The sequence below is a fragment of the Providencia vermicola genome, from assembly GCF_020381325.1.
GTDB classification, from domain to species: Bacteria; Pseudomonadota; Gammaproteobacteria; order Enterobacterales; family Enterobacteriaceae; genus Providencia; species Providencia vermicola.
In genome coordinates this window covers 157,632-180,318 of sequence record NZ_JAGSPI010000010.1, presented here as the reverse complement: position 1 = coordinate 180,318, position 22,687 = coordinate 157,632, and the positions used below count along the sequence as shown (strand labels likewise).

Sequence of the window (22,687 nt, the reverse complement as noted above, 5' to 3'; positions counted from 1 at the left end):
CGGAATAGAGAAAAAAGAGGTATTATCCAAGTAGTAACTTGGATAATAGAGTCGCATAATGATTAATGCAAGTAATTACTTTGATAATTTAAATCTAACACAAGCCGTCGATAAAGTGCTTTTTTGTATTAAAACCAAAGGGCCGATTTCGACGTCAGTGATTGCTAACGATTTAAATATGACAGGGGAAGCCGCAAGGCAACATATTCAAAAACTGACTTCGATGGGGTTAGTTGAAGGGGCTCAGTGTTTATCACAAACAGGGGCTGGCCGGCCACGGCAAAATTGGGTGTTAACTGAATTGGGGCATCAGCGTTTCCCTGACACTCACGCTCAGCTTGCATTGCAGCTGATTGATTCTGTCCGAACTATTTTTGGCGATGATGGCTTGGAAAAGCTTATTCACCAAAGAGAGATTGAAAGCCATGAAAAATATATTGCCCGCTGCCAAAATTTACCGTTAGCTGAGTGCCTTGCCGCATTAGCCGAAGTGCGTAGCGAAGAAGGCTATATGGCAAAAGTTGAGCAAGAGGGTGAAGATTGGCTCTTTATTGAGAACCATTGCCCTATTTGCGCCGCCGCAACGGCTTGCCAAAATTTTTGCCGCTCAGAGTTAGCACTTTTTCAAGAAGTGATAGGCAGCGAGGCGAGTATTGAACGTGAACAGTATTTGTTAGAGGGTGCTGGGCGTTGTGTTTACCGTATTTCAGTGGGTTGACGGTTTTTTTCCCTTTTGTTGATCAACCAAGCAAACAAAATACCCGATAACGCGCCCGCAATATGGGATTCTGTCGAAATATATTGATGAACGGGTAATAAGCCAGTCGCCATTGCACCGAAATAAAATAAGACTAACAATGCGATGGCGATATCAGCGAGTTTACGGCGCAAAAAAACTTGGGCAATCAACAACCCCCACAACCCAAAAATCCAACCACTCGCGCCAACATGTACGGCATTACGGCCTACTAGCCATACCATCAGCCCGCCAACAACAATAATGAATAGTGAAGCAACGAGATAAAACTTGATGGTGCGATGGAGTAATAGGGCACTGAGTATAATCAGTGGCGGAAGATTACTGAATAAGTGATCCCAACTTCCGTGAATAAAAGGGGCAAACAAAATCCCTATCAACCCACTAAGAGTACGAGGGACAATACCAAAATGAATAAGCTCACCCGCCGTTAGGCTATTAATCAACTGAATGCTACTTAATAGAGCAACTAAAGCGACTAATAGTGTCACGCGGGGGTATTTCATTCGGCTTTACCTAATGCTTGAACACTTTCGACTAAAGAGGCGAGTTGGACAACCACTCGGTCACCAATATCGGTATTATCACCGCCAAGGGCTTTATTCCGCATAAAGTCTTTCTTGATTTGTTGCCAGCGTGCGGCTTCTTTTTCGGTTAGTGTTCCTCGTAACTCTGCGAGTTTTAATAAATTTTCCTCTGCACCCGTGGTGAGCAATTGCGCTTCACCGAGGTAGTGATCATCTAATAGCCGCTCCAGCTCTTCATCATTCATAACAGAAGAGACTTTTTCACTGAGTTTATTCATATTTCGGTAACTACCTTGTAAGCGAAATGCAGGTTCAGTGCGGTATTTGTCCGATTGAGCTGCGCTGGCAATATATTGCTGATTGACCTTTAACACAATGTCGCGAAGTTTAACTAATTGTTTGATGACTAAAACTATTTCGTTTATTTCGGCGTCAGAGTAAGGGTAACTCAGTGTATTGGTTGAAACCGATTTCCCCATGGCTTTATCCACAAGGAGATATAAGTCATTGAGATCTCTGAGTGCCAAAGGGGCTAAAACGGGGTTAGAGGTCAAGCTATTTTCGATATAGCTTAATGCGAAAGCCTCATCCATCCCACCTAATACTTCCCCGAGGTTATAGATATCGGCACGGTTAGCTAACATATCAGGGATACGGAACACTTCGCCAGATTCGGTATAGGGGTTCCCTGCCATCACCACACAGAATTTTTTGCCGCGCATATCATAGGTTTTGGTTTTGTTTTTCCAAACCCCTTCAATACGCCGTGTTCCATCACACAGGGAAATGAATTTCTGTAAGAATTCAGGGTGTGTATGTTGGATGTCATCCACATACAGCATGACGTTATTTCCCATTTCAAGGGCTAAATTCAGTTTTTCTAGCTCTTGCCTCGCGGTAGCATTCGGTGCCTGTGCAGGGTCAAGGGAAAGCACATCATGACCCAGAGCAGGACCATTTACTTTCATGAAAATCAGCCCCAAGCGATCAGCGGCGTATTCCATTAAGGTAGTTTTACCGTAACCAGGTGGGGAGATCATTAACAGTAGCCCCATTAAGTCGGTACGTTTTCCTTCACCGAGTGCGCCGATTTGCTTCGCCATGTTATCGCCAATAATGGGTAAGTAGACATCATTAATCAGCTTGTTACGTACGAAAGAGCTCAATGGCTTAGCTTTGAACTCATGTAATTTTAAGCGGCTACGTTCCTCTGTTACGATGCGTTGTCGCAAAGCTTGGTATTGGCGGAATTCAGGTATAAAGCGTTTTCGCTGGCCACGCATCCGGCTAAAGTAATTATCTAAGCTGAGTGATAGCGTTTGGTTTTCAATGGTTGGGTGTTCTCCCAGTAAACCACTGACTTTAAAGTAAAGATCAGCTTCGCTGTAACGGACAGAAGCCACTTTATCTAAAATAATAATGGCAATTGCACCAGGTATGTAAGGTACTAGATGTGCGAATTCAGGGGTTGAGCACAGCCCTTGCAGCCAATTTTGAATAAGTGACCAACGTTGGGCGTAGCGTGTGCCTAAATTTTGTTGGGAACGATTGAAGTCGAGCCACATGTGAGCTTCTTCTAAGCGCTCTTGTAACGCTAGAACGAGTTCTTTTGCATATTTACTGTAGACCAGTTCGATAGGCGTTCGTGCTAATGCAAAGCTCAGATATTCCGCAGCTTGTGTTTGCTCATAACTTTGGCATTGAATAGGATTATCTTGTAAAAACAAACTGATATTAGCTTCAATTTCCGCTTGTAGGTCGAGTAAGGCATTATCATTATGGAACAGTTGATGAATGTTCATCGCTGTTCTAGCACGTTCAGGCCAAAGAGCGGGGAACTCTTCGTTTTGGGCTATTTCCCAGTAAATCGCTGCAATTGCACGCGCAGTCGGGTTATAACGAAGAAGATCGGCACTCTCCCCGACAGGGATTAATTTTTTTAAGATTGCAATGGCATCGTGGTCGTGAATCCCTTTTTCATAGCCTTCTTTGTAGCGTGGGCCTGCAAAATCGCGCACGATTTTTTCCAGCTTTTCAGGGGAGGTTAACGCGCTGGTTAACAACGCCATGTTGAGTTCGTCTTGGCGTTTAGCGGCAGAATAAATAATCGAATAAGCAAGGTATTCAGCGCGATAAACTGTCTCTGACTCAGATTCTAAGGTTGCCGTCCAATAAGGCTGTAGCTGCGTGAGCTCTTCATTTTCAATCGGTTCCTGAAAATCCGTACCCGTGAGATATACCCAGAGTTGGTTATTTTTAGGCAAGATAGTGAGGTCTAGCTCTTGCGTGTTAACGCTAAATCGATGGCGACCCAATTTGATGATATTACCGCCATCTTCAAAAATATCGGTTTTATCACGCAGAATGCGAATAGCTTGGTCACGAGATGCTTTTAAGCGAGCATCGATATCATCGGCTTTAACATTGTCGTTAATCTCTCTCAGTTTTTCGATGATTTCTCGCGTTTTTAACGCAAGGGGGTCTGAGGCAAAAAATGCATTTAGCTCATCTTGAGATTGCAGGCGGGTGGTTCTGCGTTGCAAGCTATCGAGTAAGCGGTCAGCGGCAGTTAACAGATTTTGTGCACGGCGCTGGCGGTCATCAATGAGAATTTGTTTATGAGATTCAAAGGTTTCAAGTAACTCTTCGCGCTTGGCTAAGATATCATCAAGAAACTCATCGTGGCCACTAAACTGGCTTTCCAGTTCTTCTAATTGAACCAGTAATCTTGATAGCTGATCATCACAACGCTCAGGGTCTGTCGCAAGGGACAATGCATTGGTGATCCCTTGGCTAAATAAACGAAATTGTGCGCCAAACTGCGCCACGGTTTCAACGCTGGTTTGGGACTTTCGTTTCTGTTGTAAGCGAGCCCGTGACTGATTCAGCTGTGCATAAATTTGTGAGATAGAATCAATGATGTGGGTTTGTTGTGTCACATCATTGAATGACAGTGAAGCCATTAAATTAGATAGCATATCCAAATCTGCTGACATTTTTTCCATGTCATTCATTGGGATATCTAATTGGGCGCTGTTTTGTGCTTTTTCGGTTTGTTCTTCAAAAACGGTTAATTGTGCTTTGAAAGGTTGTAGCGCTTTATCGCTAGCCAGAAAAACGGCGGTTTCTTGGGAGACATATTGTTGATTTTTTTCAATTTCGCCTTCCATTTCACTCAGTTTTTCTAAATCCATATAGCGAAATTCACGCAGCGAAATCAAGTGCCCGCGTTGTGCGTTTAGGGCATTTAAACCATCAACAAATTGCTGAATATCATCCCAGCTATCGGGTAATGTTAGCGATAATAGTGATTTCTGGCGGCTAATGGCTTCATTCATCGATTTAGCCGACTGCTGGCGGATGCTTTCTACCTTTTCATATTCATCAAGCACTAATTCACTGGTTTGCGTGATTTCTTTCAGTAACTTACCAATTTCTAAGCATTGCTCATCGCTAAACCAATAGTATAAATCCAATAAATTTTTAGGTTGCTGGCTGAGCTGCTCATAGCGGGCGATAGAAACATGATTGCCTTCAATCTCTTTGGCAACATGCAATATTTCAGAAATGCCACGGACTAAATCTGCGTTACCAATTCGGCCAAAAAAGCCCCCTCGAGTAGGTTGCTTATCCGCAAATTCATCAGAATAAAAAGGTGTTTGCCACACTTGCATTGGATGGACGCGAGTGGCTTCTTCCCCTTCACCTTCGAACAGAACCATTTTGCCATCTTCAAGCATGGCATAACCGTGCCCAATCAATGGAACAGACAGGGTGCGTTCAATTAGGTTGTAGTTAAAAAGTGCAATACGGCCTTGATTGGGGGAGTAAAACACATATAAAACGTCCTCCCCATTTGGTGAGCGACGTAAGCGGCGAAAACGCATGCCATCCATTGGCTGCTCAAAGGTTTTATATTCCCCACTTTGTAGGTAATACCCCCCTGGGAAAATAATACCGTGATCTTCAGGGAGCTGAACGCAAGCCTGCCCAATGGCATCAATGCGTTGTACAGACTGGGTCAGTGTGTTGTAAACCAGATAGCGCCAGCTTTCTTCCCGATAAGGTAAAATCTTTAAAATAATCAGGCTGCCCGTTTGGGCATATTCAATTTGCGCATCGTCGAGGGACTGGTTTTTATCCAGTACTGCTTCACGATAAATCCCCAAACCATCTTCTGTGTTATTTTCACACTTAATGGTTAAGTCGCCACCGATAGTTTCAACAAATACGGTATCGAGGATATTAATGTGAGGGTAACGGCCATTTACGGTGTCTTCGCGCGTGGTTTTTTGCCACTCAAAGTCATAAGCAGGGGGAAGGGCGATATCGCGTTCCCCTCGATTATCAATGTATTCAATACGTTGTTTGTCACTTGAGATTGACCAACGAAAAACGCGGACATCGGTAATGCGGTCGCCGATTTGAAAGCTAGCCAGCAGTTTGCCATCACGCTCTACAAGTTGCAGTAATTGGGTGTTTTTATAATAGGTATAGAGCTCAGTAAAATCCTGAATAAACCGAGTATCATTTAAAAAGGTATCTTCATTATCGACGGCTTCAACATCAAATTCGCCTTCATTTTCAATCAATCGATACAATGAAAATACATCATTGAGGTGCGTTTCTTTTTTTAATCCAAGGAAAACGTTATAGCCAAATAACAACCATTCACCCACTCGAACAATATCTCGGGCTTGGCAGTTATTTTCAGTACGAATACGAATACGCCCAATAATATCCATTTGGCTTTGACCAAATTCTTCTAGGCGTTTTTCATTGAGCTGTATGGCTTTTTGGTGAAGTTGCTGGCCTTGTTCGGTCAGCCGCTTACGTAAAATGTCATAAGCGCCCCCTTCTGCAACAGCGCTATCGAGTATTTCTTGCTCGCGATCCGTTTCCTGAAAATCTGACATGGTGCAGCGAATTCCCTTAAAGTGGATGAAAAAAAAGGCAATAGGGGCAAAAATGCCCCTGAGGTTGTTGACAAAGCAGGATAAAAGCGTGGTTTTTCCTGCTTTGTGTTATCAGCCGAAAATCAATAAATTGATTTTCCTTGTCTATTTTCAAAACCAATCCAACCTGCTGCCAAACCTAATCAGTTTGTCAGCAGTCTGAAGGGCAAAAAATGCCCCTCAGATTTTGATTAACTAAAGTTGGTCATCAGCGGGTGGAACGGGTTTTGCCGTTACGGTTTTTGCTAATTGTCCAGCGCCTTTTGCAGCCATAAAGCCATTGATTAGGTCTTGAACTTCAGGGTTTTTCAGTAAAGCGGCAATATCGATTTTTTTATCTTCCTTACTGCGGTTAATCAGTTTTTCCACATTTTCTTTGGCGAAGCTGCTTTTATCCATAAAGCCATCGACAGCCTTACCTAAGCTAAGTGCTTTAGAGAAGGTGTTGAAGAAGTTACCATCGCCGCCCACAATTTCGATATTGGTTTTGCTAAGCGCTGCAGCCAAGACATCCGCTTGCTCACGAGCGATTTCTTTATTGGCATCGATAGATGCCATAGCTTGTTCAAATTCTTTCTCAAGGCGCATACGGAATTCTTCATGGGAACGTGCGGTATCGCTGAGGTGATCCATGGATTTGAATTTGTCAGTTAAGCCGTCTGCTTCAGCTTTCAGGCGCTGACGAATAACTTCCGCTTGTGCTGAACCTAACTGGCCTTCACCTCGAGCTTGTGCTGCCAGTTTCTCTTCAAGGACTTTTGCATCCGCTAAACCTAATTTTTCTTTTGCGTTGGCTTGTTGTTCTTCACCACGCGCTTGCGCTGCTAATTTCTCTTCGAGGATTTTGGCTTCAGCAAGCCCTTGTTGTTGCTCTGCTTTCGCTTTGGCTTCCATGACTTGTGCTTCGGTTAAACCTTTTTCTTTCAAGCCACGTGCTTCTGCTAACAGTTTTTCGGCGGTAATATTGGCTAGTACTAAACCTTCTTTTTCTTCTGCTTCAGCAGTCGCTTGGCGAACGCGGGCTTCTGCTAAACCTAACGCAGCGTGTTCAGCTTCAATCCCTTCTGCTAAGCGTTTTTTCGCTTCTGCTTGTTTGGCTGAGGCTTCTAATTCAGCTTGTGCCATGGTGCTGATTTCTTCCGCTTTGTGTTTAGCGCTCGCTTCATCGGCTTCGGCTCTCTTCACTTGGCGAACCAATAACTCTTCAGCTTCGGCTTGTGCGTTGATTACAGTAACTTGGCGCATACGATCAGCTTCAGACACTTCACGGACTTCTTTAATACGTTCTTCTTCCTGTGCGACGGTTTTTTCAACGGCAACACGTTCACGGATCACATTCGAGATGTTTTTGCGTTCTTCTTCTAATGCTTTTTCTTTTTCAATGCGTTGTAGCTCAACTTCACGCTCACGGGCAACGATTTCAAGTTCTCGTGCGCGACTAACGCGTTCTTCTTCAATGGCTACGGCACGGGTGCGGTTTTGTTGAGCAACTTCAACTTCACGCATTCGGTTTTCTTCACGAATCTCAATTTCTTGCTGAGTTTGTATACGTGCTTGTTCCGATTTTAAGCGTTCTTCTTCTTGAACACGCAGTGTTTCGGCTTGTTCACGGGAACGAATATTATCAATTTCACGCTTTTGACGTGCTTCCGCATCCGCTTGTTGGCGTTCTAGTGCTAAACTGGCTTCGCGTGTTTCCACATTTTTCTTTTGAATCGCTAACTCTTGGTCACGTTCTTTTTGGTTCGTTTCAATGTTATGGATAGCAGTAATTTCAGTGATTTTACGAATACCTTCAGAGTCAAAGATATTGTTTGGGTCAAGAGCAGATTTCGGTGTTTGCTCTAAATAGTCAATGGCAACGTCTTCTAATGCATAGCCATTAAGGTCTTTACCAATCACATCAACGATGCGGTCACGGAAGTTTTGGCGATCTTCAAAAAGTTTTGCTAAATCAAACTGTTTACCGACTGTTTTTAGTGCTTCAGAGAATTTTGCACTAAATAAGGTGCTGACGGCTTGGTGGTCAGAAGCGCGGTCAACCCCAATAGCTTTTGCTACTTTCAATACGTCTTCAGTGGTTTCATTTACACGTAAGTAAAAAGCAACAGTGATATCCGCACGCAAGTTATCATGGCAAATTAAACCGTCTTTACCACGGCGATCCACTTCTAATGTTAGAAGTGAAATTCGCATAAATTCTTTTTTATAGATAACAGGATAAACCAGCGCACCTGTGAAATGCACTTTGGGTTGTGACGACATGTCGTTCACAATCAATGCGGTACCTTGTGGGACTTTGATATAGAAGGCTTTAAATAATCCAAAGAAGCCTAAAATAATGACGATGATCCCGCCAATAATGGTTAAAAAGGGCATTAATGCAGCCAAATCCATATTTCTTCTCCATAGGTTCCGACGAGGTCGTTATTTTAAATAGGCAAGCAAAGGTTTATTGTCTATATCGTGAAAACTAATGACGGAACTCATCTTCCGTCACGACTTGGTAACTGTGGGACTGCGCGTCATAGCTAATAATAACGACGCGATCGCCTCGCTTTAAATTCTCGGTTGATGGTGCGCGTATCTGTAAAATTAACCCTGCACCGCCATCTTCTAACATCGCTTCCCCATTTTGTTCACTCACTGACCCTGAACGTACAGTCGCTAATTTGCCAATAAGCTGATGTACGGTTTTGGGTTTATTGAGGCTGACCAGTTTTTTACGAACGGGTTTTAAACATAAAGCAGTGAGATGAAGGGAAATAAACAGTGTGATGGCAAATACGGCAAAGCCAACAAGGTAGCGTAATAGGGTTGAATCAATAAAACGGATAAAGCCATAAACGCAAAAGTAGCTGATAACCCAGCCAAATAGCGTAAATAAGGTTAGAATAATGGTAACAGGGATCCCCGCTAAGCCCAGTTTGGTGAGCCAGCCCGCGAACCCTGAAGCATCAAGCCCTGCATCGAATTCGGTATCAATATTAAAGACATCAATATCGAGTAAGCCAAATGCTGCACATAACCAGTAAAATAAAACAATAATGAGTAATCCACTAAAAACAATGGTGGGAAACATCAAACTATTCTGAAAAAACAATCCCATAAGGCCTTCTCTTTATTGTTGTTTAAGGGGTAACGGCGGATGTTTTTGTTTATTACCTTATTGTATGTAATGTAATAATAGCGTTTTTAGTCGCAAGCTGTATCAGACAAGTCTTTATCGCCCAAATTTAATAATATCTTGCTGTTTTCTATTTATAATTTGCTGAAGTTATTCTGAGAATGGCAATGATAATAAAACCGGTCTTGGGTTATTTTAGCACCATTTGCAAATGGATGATAATGATTATCATCTGAAAATAAAGGTAAATGAACTCCTTGGTAGATAATTACCAAGGAGTATGAAAAGAAAGTTAGTCGATTAAGTTGAGGAACGCAGCACCGCGAGCCCCGCCAGAATCACCATAGCGGGCTTTTTCAATGGCAGGTAAAGTGGCAATGCCATACAGATATTGAGGTAGAACTTCAGGCAAACGCTGGTAAATCTCTTCAAATTGCGATAAACCGCCGCCAAAGACGACTAAATCGGGGTCGAATACGGTAATGACTTGCCCCATAAACATCGCCAATACAGACATGTAGCGTTCAACGTGCTCGACTGCTTCAGGGCTTTGCTGATGATATCGCTTAATAATTTCAATAGCAGAGCGTTCTTCCCCTGTAAATGCAGTATAAATACGCTCAAACCCAGGGCCTGAAAGGTAAGTCTCGAAGCAAGCTGTTTGTCCGCAACCACAGGTTACTTCAGGGACGGTATCCCCTAATAGTTTTGCTGCGCGAACACTGAGGTTCATGTGGCCAATTTCGCCTGCAATCCCATTTTTCCCTGACAACACTTTGCCATTAATGACAAATCCGCCCCCCACTCCTGTACCCAAAATTAAGCCCAACACCGTTGGATAACGCTTAAATTCAGGATCCCAAGCTTCGGATAGCGCAAAGCAATTGGCATCGTTTTCCACTTTTACTGGGCGCTGTAACGCATTGGCTAAGTCATGAATCAGAGGCTTGTACTGCGCTGCGGGAACGTTAGTGGTAAATACGGTGCCTTCTGCATGATTAACAATACCAGGAACGCCAACGCCAATTTTCCCTTGGCAATTGAATTTTTCATCGGCTTCTTGGGTGAGCACAAGAAAGGTATCCAGCAGTGCTTGGTAGTCATTTTTAGGTGTCGGAACTCGTTTCTGCCAGACTTGATTGAGTTCATTATCAAAGACCGCCAGTTCAATTTTGGTTCCGCCCATGTCAAAGCCGTAATACATTTTCCTTTTCCCCAAATGGTATGTTTATCATCGATAATGACGTATCCATTTGATAAACAATTAAATGATCATGTGTGATGGCTTAATTATACAAAAGATTGTGGCTGGAGAAATTATCGTTTTGGTTTTTATTTCTGTTCAGTGAACTCGGAGTAGCAATTGTGAGCGTGATTATTTCTATTGGTGATTATTATTTTATTGATTCATATCATTTACGGATGTTCATAAAAGGAGAATAAATAAATCTCAAAAAACTTAAGTCAAATAAAGAGGTTTTATGGCTCGGGGATTCTTTTATATTACAGAAAAAAAACGCCGTCGTTATGGTGTTGCGTTCTTTGTTGGTATTATCAGTGGGATTGTTTCTGCCTTTGTGAAGTGGGGGGCTGAAGTGCCTTTACCACCACGTAGTCCAACCGATATGTTTAATGCCGCTTGTTCACCAGAAACACTGATCCGGGTTGCTGAGCAAGTGGACTGCTCACGTAATTTTCTCAATCCACCTTATGTATTTTTAAGGGATTGGTTAGGGATGGTAGATCCAAATGCAGCAGTGTATACATTCGCCGGACATGTTTTTAATTGGGTAGGTGTGACACATATCCTCTTTTCACTGGTTTTTGCGATTGGTTACTGCATCGTGGCAGAGATTTTTCCAAAAATTAAATTATGGCAAGGTCTATTAGCGGGGGCATTAGCGCAGTTATTTGTTCATATGATTTCATTCCCTTTAATGGGCTTAACACCGCCACTTTTAGACTTACCTTGGTATGAAAATGTTTCTGAAATTTTCGGGCATTTAATTTGGTTTTGGTCGATTGAGATTATCCGTCGCGATTTAAGAAACCGTATAACAGGTGAGCCAGATCCTGAAGTTCCGCTATCGCAAGGCTATCGTTAAGGTTTTTTATTCTCACCTCAACGGACAGGCGTTATGGCAAAAATAACGCCTGTCTTCCTCTTTGTTTATTTTTGACAAATAAAATCATTGCGTCCCTTTTTGATAAAGTGTATTGTTATATTATAACATTACATTTAGGTGGTTATTATGAAACAAGGGATCCATCCTCAATATCGCACAGTTGTTTTCCATGACACCAGTGCGGATGCCTATTTCAAAGTGGGTTCAACGATTAAAACAGAAAAAACGATTGAATTTGAAGGCGAAACTTTTCCGTATGTTACGTTGGACGTCTCTTCTCAATCACATCCGTTCTACACGGGAAAACAAAAATTAATTTCCCAAGAAGGGAAAACAGCACAATTCCAGAAACGTTTTGGGCGTTTTCTGCAAACAGAGGATAAGTAAACGTGAAAGTGTTGAGTTCATTAAAAACAGCAAAAACGCGCCACCCAGATTGCCAAGTGGTTCGCCGCCGTGGGCGCGTATATGTGATTTGTAAAGCTAACCCGCGTTTTAAAGCAGTGCAAGGCTGCAAGAAAAAACGTTAGTTCCTGCTTTTCCTTTAAAAATTTACCTGTATTGCCTCATTTTATTTTTAGCTTAACCACGACAACGCATACTCCTTGTCGTGGTTTTTTTTGTATTTTCTCTGCGTCCATTAGTTTTATTACTAATCATCCTGCTAATAGTGATGAAATTCACTTGCGTACTAGGTCATATTTTGTCAAGTTTATACTTGTCATACTTCAAGTTGCATGGGTGTTGACTGCGTTCAGACAGCCGAATCACATACCATGTATGCTCATCGGGCTCTCTTCACTTGTCGCCTACCTGCAACTCGAATTATTTTGAGTAAAATACATCCGAAAAATTTCTAGCTTTAACTTATGTGAATGCCCGATGAATGATAAAAATGGCAGCATCTAAGAGGGCTTGAGTCGGAACTGGAAATTTTTTGGTAAAATATTAAACAAACAGGGTGAATAGAAATGAAAAATGTAGGATTTGTTGGTTGGCGAGGAATGGTTGGCTCTGTACTCATGCAGAGAATGGTTGAAGAACGTGATTTTGATGGAATTCGTCCTGTGTTCTTCACGACCTCACAACACGGTGCTGAAGCACCTACATACGGCGGCCACCGTAGTACGTTACAAGATGCGTTTGATATTGATGCGCTAAAGGCATTAGATATTATCATTAGCTGCCAAGGGGGCGATTATACTAATGATGTCTATCCGAAATTGCGTGAAGCTGGCTGGAATGGCTATTGGATTGATGCGGCATCGTCACTGCGGATGAAAGATGATGCGATCATCATTTTAGACCCTGTGAATAACCAACACATTCAAGATGGATTAAATAAAGGTATTAAGACCTTTGTTGGTGGTAACTGTACGGTCAGTTTGATGTTGATGTCTCTGGGCGGCTTATTCACTAATAATTTGGTTGAATGGGCATCTGTTGCCACTTATCAAGCGGCATCGGGTGCAGGTGCTCGTAATATGCGTGAACTTTTAGCTCAAATGGGGTCATTACACACGCAAGTTGCAAAAGAGCTACAAGACCCTGCATCCGCAATTTTAGATATCGAGAAAAAAGTCACCGATTTTACCCGTAGTGGCACAATGCCAACAGATGCCTTCGGTGTGCCATTAGCAGGCAGTTTGATCCCGTGGATTGATAAAGCGTTGGAAAATGGGCAAAGCCGCGAAGAATGGAAAGGCCAAGCAGAAACCAACAAAATTTTAGCAACGGGTAATAACATCATTCCAGTGGATGGTTTATGTGTTCGTATTGGTGCATTGCGCTGCCATAGCCAAGCTTTCACTTTAAAACTGAAAAAAGATATTCCATTAAACGAGGTTGAACAGCTGTTGGCTTCCCATAATGATTGGGTGAAAGTCGTGCCGAATGACCGTGAAATCACTATGCGTGAGCTGACCCCTGCGGCAGTGACAGGTACATTAAGCACGCCAGTAGGGCGCTTACGTAAACTGAATATGGGCCCAGAGTATTTATCTGCTTTTACTGTCGGTGACCAACTGTTATGGGGCGCCGCTGAACCGCTGCGCCGTATGTTGAGAATCTTACTGTAGTGGCAAACTAATACTGTGTTTTATCAAGCCTACACATGAACATTGTGTAGGCTTTTTTTCGTTAAAAGGGCTTGGTAATTTATTGTATTTTTTGGGTATGCTGTTGTGGCTGGTGTTCTAATTCTTTAGCTAAGAAATAGTTTAGGAACGTTCTAATCACGGCGATGATACCTAATTTGATCAGGCTATCTAAATCAGGGTCAACGGTGGTAGCTAAAATATCTGCTGCTAACTGAAACTCTAATGCGGTGGCTAACCAATCACCAAAACAATAACGTGCGGTACGCGCTATTTTAACGCGAAACCATACAATTAATGTTTTGATTAAACCAATAATCACACAGATGACGGAAATGGCTTCTAACAGTAATTGAAGTACATGAACGCTAGAGCCTAATAACTCACGTAAAAAAGTTAATTCGAACATACAAGCCTCGATATTTAGATGAAACTCAATGCGCTAACTATGAGCAAAGATTGGCAAAATATCGAGTTTTATTGTGGGTCGACCGTTTCTGTTGGTAATTGATTAATGGATAATAAATTTCGGTTACCATCAATTACCTGAATATTTTTATTAGGTTGATAACATTCACGTAAGGGTGATAAACAGCTTTGCGAGGCGCGGTGATGTATTCCGAGCCAATCACTGATTAGCCAATAATTATTTGCGGTTGAGTAGGGGCTATTTAACGTTTTTGCCGTTAATGTATTTTTTTCTGATGTGCGTTGGCTGTACCAAATAAATAACGGGATTTCATAAGCTTCTTTTCTCGGATTATTTACACCATGATGGTAATGAATATTGCCATCACTGTCTAAACGTTGCAGTGCGTGGTCAGCAAAAAACATCAGTGTGGCAGGTTTGCCTTCTATTTTCTGCAATAATTCTTCAATAAATGCATCGGTATAGGCAATGGAGCTGTCATAACAATCATCATCCTCTTGCCCACTCATTTTTTTGAGTTGCTCTTCTGGAAAACGGTTACAAGCAGGTTCATGGCTCCCATAGGTATGTAAGACAATCAGCTTTTTCTTTGCGGTGTTGTCATTAATTGCACTTTCGAAATCATCAATTAATTCATTATCATAACCTACAAACTCGTTCCACGTTTTGTCTTGTGCCATACTAGCGATCGTAGATATCACACTGGTTTTTTTGTTGGTCTTACCTTGGTTACTGAGCCAGTAGGTTTTGAACCCAGCATGGTTTGCTAATGAAATAATGTTATCAGCGTAATGTTTTTTATTTTGTATTTGTGTGAGCTGAATATTAGCGAGGGAAATTGGTACCGACAAGATAGTCACAGGAGCCGGGGAGTACGCTTGTGTGAAAACTTGCATTTGGTTTTGGCGGTTTTTTAGGTTTGGTGTTGTGTTATAGCCATAACCATACAGACTCATGTGATCTCGGCGCAGAGACTCGCCAACCACCAACACATAAATTTGTGTATCGCTGGAGGTTTTGTCGTAATGAAAAGAGACCTTTTGTGATGATATCTGTTCTATCTCTCTGTTTTCGTAAAAATTTTTCAGTAAGGCTGCCGCATTATAAAAAGGGGAGTTTTGCAGATATTTTTCGCCGACTAATAAATGGCTATCGGGCTGTTTAAGTAATGGTGAATAATAAATGGGAATAGAAACCAGAAACCCAACTACGAATACTATATTCAATTTGGTTATACGCGGTGATATGTATTTTGAGCACCGATGAATGCTAAATAAATACAAAACAAAAACAATAAGATAAAAAGCGACATAACCAATATTATAGGACAACATACCCATTGTTTCATTGCTATTGGTATTAATAAAGGTTTCGGCAATAGAAGATGAAAAACGGATATCATGCTTTTGGTAGAAAAAGAAAGAAATGGATAGATTAAGCGCCCACAAAAGTGCAATAACAACGGTGAATATTTTACCGAGTACCGCGCGATAAGTACTCGCACACAGCACCATTACCAATAAACCAGAAACGATGATGGCGATATCGGTTGTTATGCTTACATCTCCACTTAAAAAAACAGGAAGAGTCGAAAAAGCTAAAATATAAGTTAAAGCAATCAGTTGCTGCATAATCATTGTTGTCTTATATGTATTTGAGCCTTGCCTTACTGAAGAATAAAAAAGATTTTTATAGGCTAACATTTCATTAACGAAATGTATTAACTGTTTATAACATGATAAAACGTAAGATAATCAAAAGAGTGGCGTAAAAGAATGTAAAAGAGCGTGAGGTTTAGTCAGAAAAAGCCCCTTCTAATTGATAATACAACTATTAGGAGCTTTCAATCACTAACCAAGATTAGAACGACAAGGAAAACTTGGCGTTAATATTGTTATTATCGTAATCGTTAGATTTTAACTTGCTGTAATCAACGGATACGTTATAGCCATCACCAATGTCTAAATTGGCCCCTACCTTTGCCGTCAGGTTATCCCGAGGGGCATAAACGCTTTGTGAAACAAACTCAGCCCCTGTTTGCGGGAACTTTAAGTTTATCTTTCGTGTTAAATCCCCATATTGGTGTTGCCAGCCAAGTTCACCATATAGGCCAAGTTTAAACTGACTGTTGAGTATCCAACGGTTATCAATACGTAGCCCTAACATGGAGAGCAAGGTGGAGGTACTTTGTTTGTCAGCACTTAATATTGACCGAGTACCATCCTCATACATGGCTGTGTTGTGTGTATTGATATAGGCAATGTTAGTAAAAGGCTCGATATTCATGAAAGACGTTGTGAAAGGATATGCTGCTTCAATAAAGGCTTGGCTTGTGGTGATATCAAAGGTTGATGTATTGGTATCCTTAGACATCTGCAGATTCACATACCTTTTTATATCAATGGCACTGCTGCTATATTCAAAACCACCACGAAGAACAATGGGTTTTATTTGAGCACCACCATAAGCGGCAATGTGGTAGCTGACATTATCGCTCGCGTTACCTGCGCTGGATAATGAACCTTGCGTGGCGCCTAAGGCGACACCCGCGATGATGCTATCATGGTAAAACCGCTGGCTTAGCCCGATGAAAACACCATTTGCGGAGGCATTATAGCTAGTCGAATTATTGTCACTGGGTATATTTTCTTGCTGAAATAGCGTACTTAGCCAGAGGTCTCTTTTACTCTCATTGACTCGATTTAATGACTCGGAGGCGCGAACCTGCTCAAGCAGTTTTCGTCGAATAGGCAGTGTACTGTTGATTTTATTTGATAATACATGTGCATGAATTGGTTTGGATAATTCATAGATTGTATCTTTTACATTGTTTTCATCAGACAATATCAGGCTGGTATATAACGGGTGCTGTTTTGGTAAAGTATCAAGTACGGTTGCAATGGCTTTTTGGTTCGGCGTTTCAGCGAAAGAGGCAAATGGAATATCACTACGTGAAAAGTTTAGGGTGACGTCATTCGGTGAATAAATGAGTTTAGATTTAACAAAGGTATAGCCAGGTTGTACCGAGTCAAACTGGCCTTTTACCCCTTTTTTTGCACTCAAGATGACGAATTCTTTATCCAGCAACTGGACGATTTCTTCTGCGGTGAGCGCGGTTTTTTTACCCTGAAACGTAACACTGACAGCCCCTCCATTTAATACCGCTAAGCCTTGGCTATTAATCTTGTCACTTTTTCCATCCTCTGTAATTTCAACAGGGTATAGACTATTAGGTTCAAATGTGACGGAGTCGGCAATCTCGATAGTCACGGCTTTATTTTTGCCTGGGGTAATCGCCCCACCGCTTTTTACGGTTAAGTTGCGAATTGGTCCATTACCCTTAAGTAGCCCTCCGTTATGAATACTGACATCGTGCATTTTCCCATTATTGATAACGAGCCCTGTATGTATATCTAATGGGGAATTCAAACTACCGTTTATGGTTAGCTCTCCACCATTGACGGATGACCGTGTTGCGTAGGTATTTTCGCCAGCTAAAGTGATATAACCTTGGTTGAGGTGTAGACTGGCAAAGCGGTTGTTGCCTGATAAAATGAGTGTACCAGTACCTGATTTGACCAATTTCCCAGGACCATGAATGTTTTTTTTCCACTCATCATTCGTTGAATAGGTTTTTAAGCTATACGTATTTTTACTTTGGTTAATAATAAAGTCGTCATAGAAATATGTCGGGCCATCATAAGCCTCAGGCAAATTGATTAACCCCCAATAGGTATTTGGGTCATCATTGTTGATGTTCCAACCTGAAATAGAGTCACTGGGATAGGCGGTGTTGGCGAGAATACTCAGTCGTTGTTCTTCTGTCAGATAGGCAAAGCGCATCCGCAGTAAGTTATTGGCTAGTTTAGGAAATTTATCGGGGGTGAGTGCAGGTACGGTGTAGGTATTTCCAACTTCTGGGCTTTCTTTGGGGTTGGTAGCAAAGCAATTATTGAGAGAATGCCTACACTGTATTGGTAAGCTGGAATAGGCATCTCTGGCTAAGATGGCAAATGACTCGGCAATTTTGTCATCTGCTAAGTGTTGGGCAAGTAAATAATAATTCCCTGTTCGCGAAGCGATGATATCAGTTGGGAAATGCGCTCCAACAATGACTCTGCTTTCACCATATTCAGCAGCTCGGCTGTTTATCGTTTTTATTTTCTTAGGGAACAGCATTGATAAAGTCGCGGCTTGTTTATAAGCACTCCACGCATGGCCACTTGGGTACGATGAGCCTGTTATTTTTGTATAATCAGGCAGATATTCACCATTAGGGTCGAGAACTTGTTTTGGCCGACCGCGAAGAAAATGGTCTTTTAAACTAAATTCCATCGCCCTTTCGGGTTGTTTTGGATCTAACTGCACGGTATGGCCTTGGTTAAATAAAGATTGCAGCTTTTTGAAGGGACGATTCTCTGCTAAATCAATGTTACGTTTATTTTCACCGAATATAACTTTATCGAATGTATTTGATAAATAATCTTTTTTTTGGTTTTTATCCGCTTCTGCGAGTGTTTTTCGTTCACCCGTTATTTTTCTTTTTTCATGGTAAATCACCCTGTCTTTCTCTGCTGCGGGGGAGTTTTCAGGGGGCGGTGACGTTATCGCTTCGTTTTTAATGCCTTGAAGCCAACCATTTCTTTTATCTAGAATTTGTTTTTCTGTATCTTCATAGCCTTTTAATGCCAATGAAGGATAAGCATAAAATATTGATACCAATATAATGGGTACGGATTTAAATGGGTTTTTCATTATATTCCTACAGGCTTATTTAGTGATTTTTAAATTAGCGATATTCTTTTTTCAGAACGTAATCTGTTTTATGCCGAAGGAAATAAAAATAATAGCGTTATTTTTTTTGATTTAGATATGCATTAATTTGTTTTTTTATTTTTCCTTTACTGTGTGTTTTATGTATGTATTTGATTTTAAGTAATTTTTATTTTGTTTTATCTGTGCTGGATAACGGTGTTTTGTTAGGTGGTCGATAAGTTAAAAATAAGACTAAATTTATTTTTTCAATCTAATGATTAAAGTGAGAAAATATAATTTCAATACTATTTAATATTTAAATAAAAACCCCTGATATTTGCATATCAGGGGTTTTATAAATAGCATCAATATAATAATTAAATATCGATATTTGCAGCTTTTAATGCATTTTCTTCAATAAAGGCACGACGCGGTTCAACTGCATCACCCATTAATGTGGTGAAGAGTAAATCTGTTGCGATTGCGTCTTTCACCGTCACACGCATCATACGACGTGTTTCAGGGTTCATGGTGGTTTCCCAAAGTTGTTCTGGGTTCATTTCACCAAGGCCTTTATAGCGCTGTACATATAGGCCACGACGTGATTCACGTGTTAACCAAGCCAGTGCTTCTTCGAAGTTGTTAATGTCTTGACGGCGTTCACCACGTTGAATGTAAGCACCTTCTTCAATCAGCCCACCAATAATATCACCTAAGTGTGTGATACGGCGGTATTCACTACCATGAACAAAGTCAAAATCGAGGTTGTAATCAGTATCAACACCGTGGGTGCGAATACGGATAGTGGGTTCAAATAATTGACGTTCACGGTTTTCATGGATGGTGTAGCTGTAGGTGCTACCGAATTGTTCGTTATCCGTTAAGCGCTGAACAAGAGTTTTTGCCCACTCTTCTACTTTTTCTTTGGTTTTTAGATCATCTTCAGTCAGGGTAGACTGATAAACCAAACTATTGAGTAAAGCTTGTGGGTAAAGGCGCTCAAGACGTCGAATAATACGATGAGCCGCGTTGTATTCGACAACCAGCTTTTCTAATTCCTCACCTTTCATGGCTGGGGCATCTGCACTTAAATGCAGCTCTGCACCATCAAGGGCGATAGAAATCAGGTAATCGTCCATTGCATCGTCATCTTTAATGTACTGTTCTTGTTTACCACGTTTCACTTTGTACAGTGGTGGCTGAGCAATAAAGATATGGCCGCGCTCAACAATTTCAGGCATTTGACGATAAAAGAAGGTCAACAGTAACGTACGAATATGCGAACCATCGACGTCGGCATCCGTCATGATAATGATGCTGTGATAACGCAGTTTGTCTGGGTTATATTCATCGCGACCAATACCACAACCTAAGGCCGTAATAAGGGTTGCAACTTCTTGAGAAGAAAGCATTTTATCAAAACGCGCTTTTTCAACGTTAAGAATTTTACCTTTCAGTGGCAAGATAGCCTGGTTTTTACGGTTACGGCCTTGTTTTGCAGAGCCGCCCGCAGAGTCCCCTTCCACAAGGTACAGTTCAGATAACGCAGGGTCGCGTTCTTGGCAGTCAGCCAGTTTACCTGGCAAGCCTGCTAAGTCTAATGCACCTTTACGTCGCGTCATTTCACGGGCTTTACGTGCAGCTTCACGGGCACGCGCGGCATCAATGATTTTCCCAACGACGATTTTGGCGTCATTTGGGTTTTCCAGTAAATACTCAACTAGTTTTTCATTCATCATCGTTTCAACCGCGGTTTTCACTTCGGATGACACCAGTTTTTCTTTGGTTTGTGATGAGAATTTCGGATCGGGTACTTTCACAGAAATCACGGCGATCAGACCTTCACGCGCATCGTCACCCGTTGCGTTGACTTTGCTTTTCTTCTGATAACCTTCTTTTTCCATGTAGTTGTTCAGTGTACGTGTCATTGCGGCACGGAAACCCGCTAAGTGTGTACCACCGTCACGTTGTGGAATGTTGTTGGTAAAGCAGTACACGTTTTCTTGGAAACCATCATTCCACTGCATTGACACTTCAACGCCAATACCGTCTTTTTCGGTTGAAAAATAGAATACGGATGGGTGAATTGGGGTTTTGTTACGGCTTAAATACTCAACGAACGCTTTGATACCACCTTCATAATGGAAATGGTCTTCTTTTCCATCTCGCTTATCGATGAGTTTGATTGAAACGCCCGAGTTTAAGAATGATAACTCACGTAAACGCTTCGCTAATACGTCATACTCGAACTCAGTGACGCCTTTAAAGGTATCCATACTTGGCCAAAAGCGGACGCGAGTCCCTGTTTGGTCAGTTTCACCAACAACGGACAGAGGGCCTTGTGGTTCACCGTGTTTGTAGATTTGTTCGTGAACTTTGCCATCACGTTTGATGACTAATTCCAGTTTTTCAGATAAGGCGTTAACAACTGATACCCCTACACCGTGCAATCCGCCGGAAACTTTATAGGAGTTATCATCGAATTTCCCCCCTGCGTGCAGAACAGTCATGATGACTTCCGCGGCAGAGACACCTTCTTCTTCGTGGATACCTGTTGGGATACCACGTCCATCATCCTGTACGGAGATAGAGTTATCGGCATGGATAGTGATAACGATATCGTCACAAAAGCCTGCGAGGGCTTCGTCGATAGCATTGTCGACAACCTCGAAAACCATGTGATGAAGACCTGTTCCATCGTCTGTATCACCGATATACATGCCCGGGCGCTTACGCACCGCATCCAGTCCTTTTAATACCTTGATACTTGAGGAGTCATATGTATTCGACATCAACGTTTCCTGCTCTTTCTATTCCTGAGGTTGAACTTCTATTTTGCCATGTTCTACGCTAAACATCTTGCTATTTGCATCTATCATATCATTAACTTGCTCGGGTGTAATGGCACTGACAAACACCTGTGCTTGCGTAGCTTTGAGGCGAGCTGCCAATAGTTGACGGCGGCCCGCATCGAGTTCTGAGGCAAAATCATCCAGCAGATACAGGCATTGTTGCCCGCTCTGACGGGTGAAAAACTCACCCTGCGCTAACCTAAGTGCACACATCAACAGCTTGAGCTGTCCCCGTGATAGCATATCTTCAACGGGTGTGCCATTGGCTCTGATACGCAAGTCCGCTTTATGTGGCCCTGAAGCGGTATAGGTTAGTGCTCTATCACGCTCAAATTGGCGTTCTAGTTGTTCTGAATAATCAATTTCTTTATCCCAGCCGCGTTGGAAGGAAACGGATAATGAAAATTCGGGTAAAAATTGTTGGCAAGTCTGCTCTATATTTTCAGCGATGCCAGAAATATAGTCTTGGCGCCATTGGCTTATTTGCTCTGAAAGCGGTGCTAACTGAGCATCCCAATGGCGAATTTGCTCATAACGAGAGACTTGCCGTAAAGCGGCATTTCGCTGCTTTAATAACCGTTTTAAATCTGACCAAACAGAGAAAAACAGTGGGTCGTTGTGAAAACAGCCCCAATCAATGAAAGCGCGTCGATATTTAGGGCCACCATTGAGTAAGGTAAAACCTTCAGGGGTAATTAACTGCATCGGCAATAATTTTGCTAATTCAGCAATTTTATGGCCATCAGTTCCGTCAATTCGGACTTTACTGTCACCTTCGCGATTTTTGCTTAAGCCTAATGAAAGGTCGTTACGCGTTTCATCTAAGTGGCTAAGTTTACCATGAAGAATAAATTGTTCTTGTTCATGGCGTATAACGCGGTTCGCTTGAATGCTGCGAAATGCACGGCCATGGCCTAAGGTGTATATTGCTTCCAATATACTGGTTTTACCGCTCCCATTCGGGCCAATGAGAAAATTAAACCCATTGGCTAAGGAGAGATCCGCATTTTCTATATTTCGAAAATCGCGGATCAATAAACGCGAAAGGATCATAAATACCGA

Annotated in this window: 15 protein-coding genes; 5 read left to right on the top strand and 10 right to left on the bottom strand. The window is 41.9% G+C overall.

What is annotated here, in order from left to right; translation table 11 throughout:
• Positions 1 to 58 precede the first annotated feature (58 nt).
• Positions 59 to 718 (top strand): helix-turn-helix transcriptional regulator, encoded by a 660-nt coding sequence (locus KDJ85_RS15710; protein WP_225820454.1) that lies wholly within the window; start codon positions 59 to 61, stop codon positions 716 to 718.
• Here KDJ85_RS15710 and KDJ85_RS15705 read toward each other — a convergent pair.
• From KDJ85_RS15705 to nagK, 5 genes are all read right to left on the bottom strand, one after another.
• The gene (locus tag KDJ85_RS15705; protein ID WP_225820453.1) at positions 697 to 1,263 is read right to left on the bottom strand and encodes a rhomboid family intramembrane serine protease; all 567 of its coding nucleotides are present in this window, start codon (positions 1,261 to 1,263) and stop codon (positions 697 to 699) included. The genes KDJ85_RS15710 and KDJ85_RS15705 overlap by 22 nt on opposite strands.
• Positions 1,260 to 6,200 carry a DNA repair ATPase gene (locus tag KDJ85_RS15700; protein WP_225820452.1) on the bottom strand — a complete coding sequence of 1,647 codons (4,941 nt, stop codon included), beginning with the start codon at positions 6,198 to 6,200 and terminating at the stop codon, positions 1,260 to 1,262. The genes KDJ85_RS15705 and KDJ85_RS15700 overlap by 4 nt, the downstream gene beginning before the upstream one ends.
• A 234-nt stretch (positions 6,201 to 6,434) precedes the next feature.
• Complete coding sequence (locus KDJ85_RS15695; RefSeq protein ID WP_225820451.1) at positions 6,435 to 8,636, bottom strand: flotillin family protein; 2,202 nt, start codon at positions 8,634 to 8,636, stop codon at positions 6,435 to 6,437.
• A 76-nt stretch (positions 8,637 to 8,712) separates the two neighbouring features.
• A complete protein-coding gene (locus KDJ85_RS15690; RefSeq protein ID WP_225820450.1) occupies positions 8,713 to 9,348 on the bottom strand; it encodes an OB-fold-containig protein in 636 nt (211 codons plus the stop codon).
• A gap of 310 nt (positions 9,349 to 9,658) precedes the next feature.
• On the bottom strand, positions 9,659 to 10,570 hold the full coding sequence (gene nagK / locus KDJ85_RS15685) for an N-acetylglucosamine kinase (RefSeq protein ID WP_225820449.1): 912 nt from the start codon (positions 10,568 to 10,570) through the stop codon (positions 9,659 to 9,661).
• A gap of 277 nt (positions 10,571 to 10,847) precedes the next feature.
• On the opposite strand from nagK, the gene KDJ85_RS15680 reads away from it, so the two are divergent.
• The 4 genes from KDJ85_RS15680 to asd all read left to right on the top strand — a co-directional run bounded on the left by KDJ85_RS15680 (position 10,848) and on the right by asd (position 13,570).
• The gene (locus KDJ85_RS15680) at positions 10,848 to 11,471 is read left to right on the top strand and encodes a YagU family protein (protein WP_225820448.1); all 624 of its coding nucleotides are present in this window, start codon (positions 10,848 to 10,850) and stop codon (positions 11,469 to 11,471) included.
• A 147-nt stretch (positions 11,472 to 11,618) separates the two neighbouring features.
• A complete protein-coding gene (locus KDJ85_RS15675; protein WP_219245179.1) occupies positions 11,619 to 11,879 on the top strand; it encodes a type B 50S ribosomal protein L31 in 261 nt (86 codons plus the stop codon).
• A 2-nt stretch (positions 11,880 to 11,881) separates the two neighbouring features.
• Positions 11,882 to 12,022 carry a type B 50S ribosomal protein L36 gene (ykgO, locus tag KDJ85_RS15670; protein WP_206085604.1) on the top strand — a complete coding sequence of 47 codons (141 nt, stop codon included), beginning with the start codon at positions 11,882 to 11,884 and terminating at the stop codon, positions 12,020 to 12,022.
• 441 nt (positions 12,023 to 12,463) lie between these two features.
• Positions 12,464 to 13,570 (top strand): aspartate-semialdehyde dehydrogenase, encoded by a 1,107-nt coding sequence (asd, locus tag KDJ85_RS15665; protein ID WP_225820447.1) that lies wholly within the window; start codon positions 12,464 to 12,466, stop codon positions 13,568 to 13,570.
• Between the two features lie 79 nt (positions 13,571 to 13,649).
• On the opposite strand, the gene KDJ85_RS15660 is transcribed toward asd, so the two are convergent.
• The 5 genes from KDJ85_RS15660 to recF all read right to left on the bottom strand — a co-directional run bounded on the left by KDJ85_RS15660 (position 13,650) and on the right by recF (position 22,678).
• Positions 13,650 to 13,997, bottom strand: a complete 348-nt coding sequence (locus KDJ85_RS15660; protein ID WP_225820446.1) for a DUF1622 domain-containing protein — start codon at positions 13,995 to 13,997, stop codon at positions 13,650 to 13,652.
• A 68-nt stretch (positions 13,998 to 14,065) separates the two neighbouring features.
• The gene (locus tag KDJ85_RS15655; RefSeq protein ID WP_225820445.1) at positions 14,066 to 15,649 is read right to left on the bottom strand and encodes a phosphoethanolamine transferase; all 1,584 of its coding nucleotides are present in this window, start codon (positions 15,647 to 15,649) and stop codon (positions 14,066 to 14,068) included.
• 229 nt (positions 15,650 to 15,878) lie between these two features.
• The gene (locus KDJ85_RS15650) at positions 15,879 to 18,773 is read right to left on the bottom strand and encodes an autotransporter domain-containing protein (protein ID WP_225820444.1); all 2,895 of its coding nucleotides are present in this window, start codon (positions 18,771 to 18,773) and stop codon (positions 15,879 to 15,881) included.
• Positions 18,774 to 19,150: 377 nt separating this feature from the next.
• Positions 19,151 to 21,565, bottom strand: coding sequence for a DNA topoisomerase (ATP-hydrolyzing) subunit B (gene gyrB, locus KDJ85_RS15645; RefSeq protein ID WP_225820443.1), 2,415 nt, complete (start codon positions 21,563 to 21,565; stop codon positions 19,151 to 19,153).
• An 18-nt stretch (positions 21,566 to 21,583) separates the two neighbouring features.
• Positions 21,584 to 22,678, bottom strand: coding sequence for a DNA replication/repair protein RecF (recF, locus tag KDJ85_RS15640; protein ID WP_225820442.1), 1,095 nt, complete (start codon positions 22,676 to 22,678; stop codon positions 21,584 to 21,586).
• Between the last annotated feature and the right edge of the window lie 9 nt (positions 22,679 to 22,687).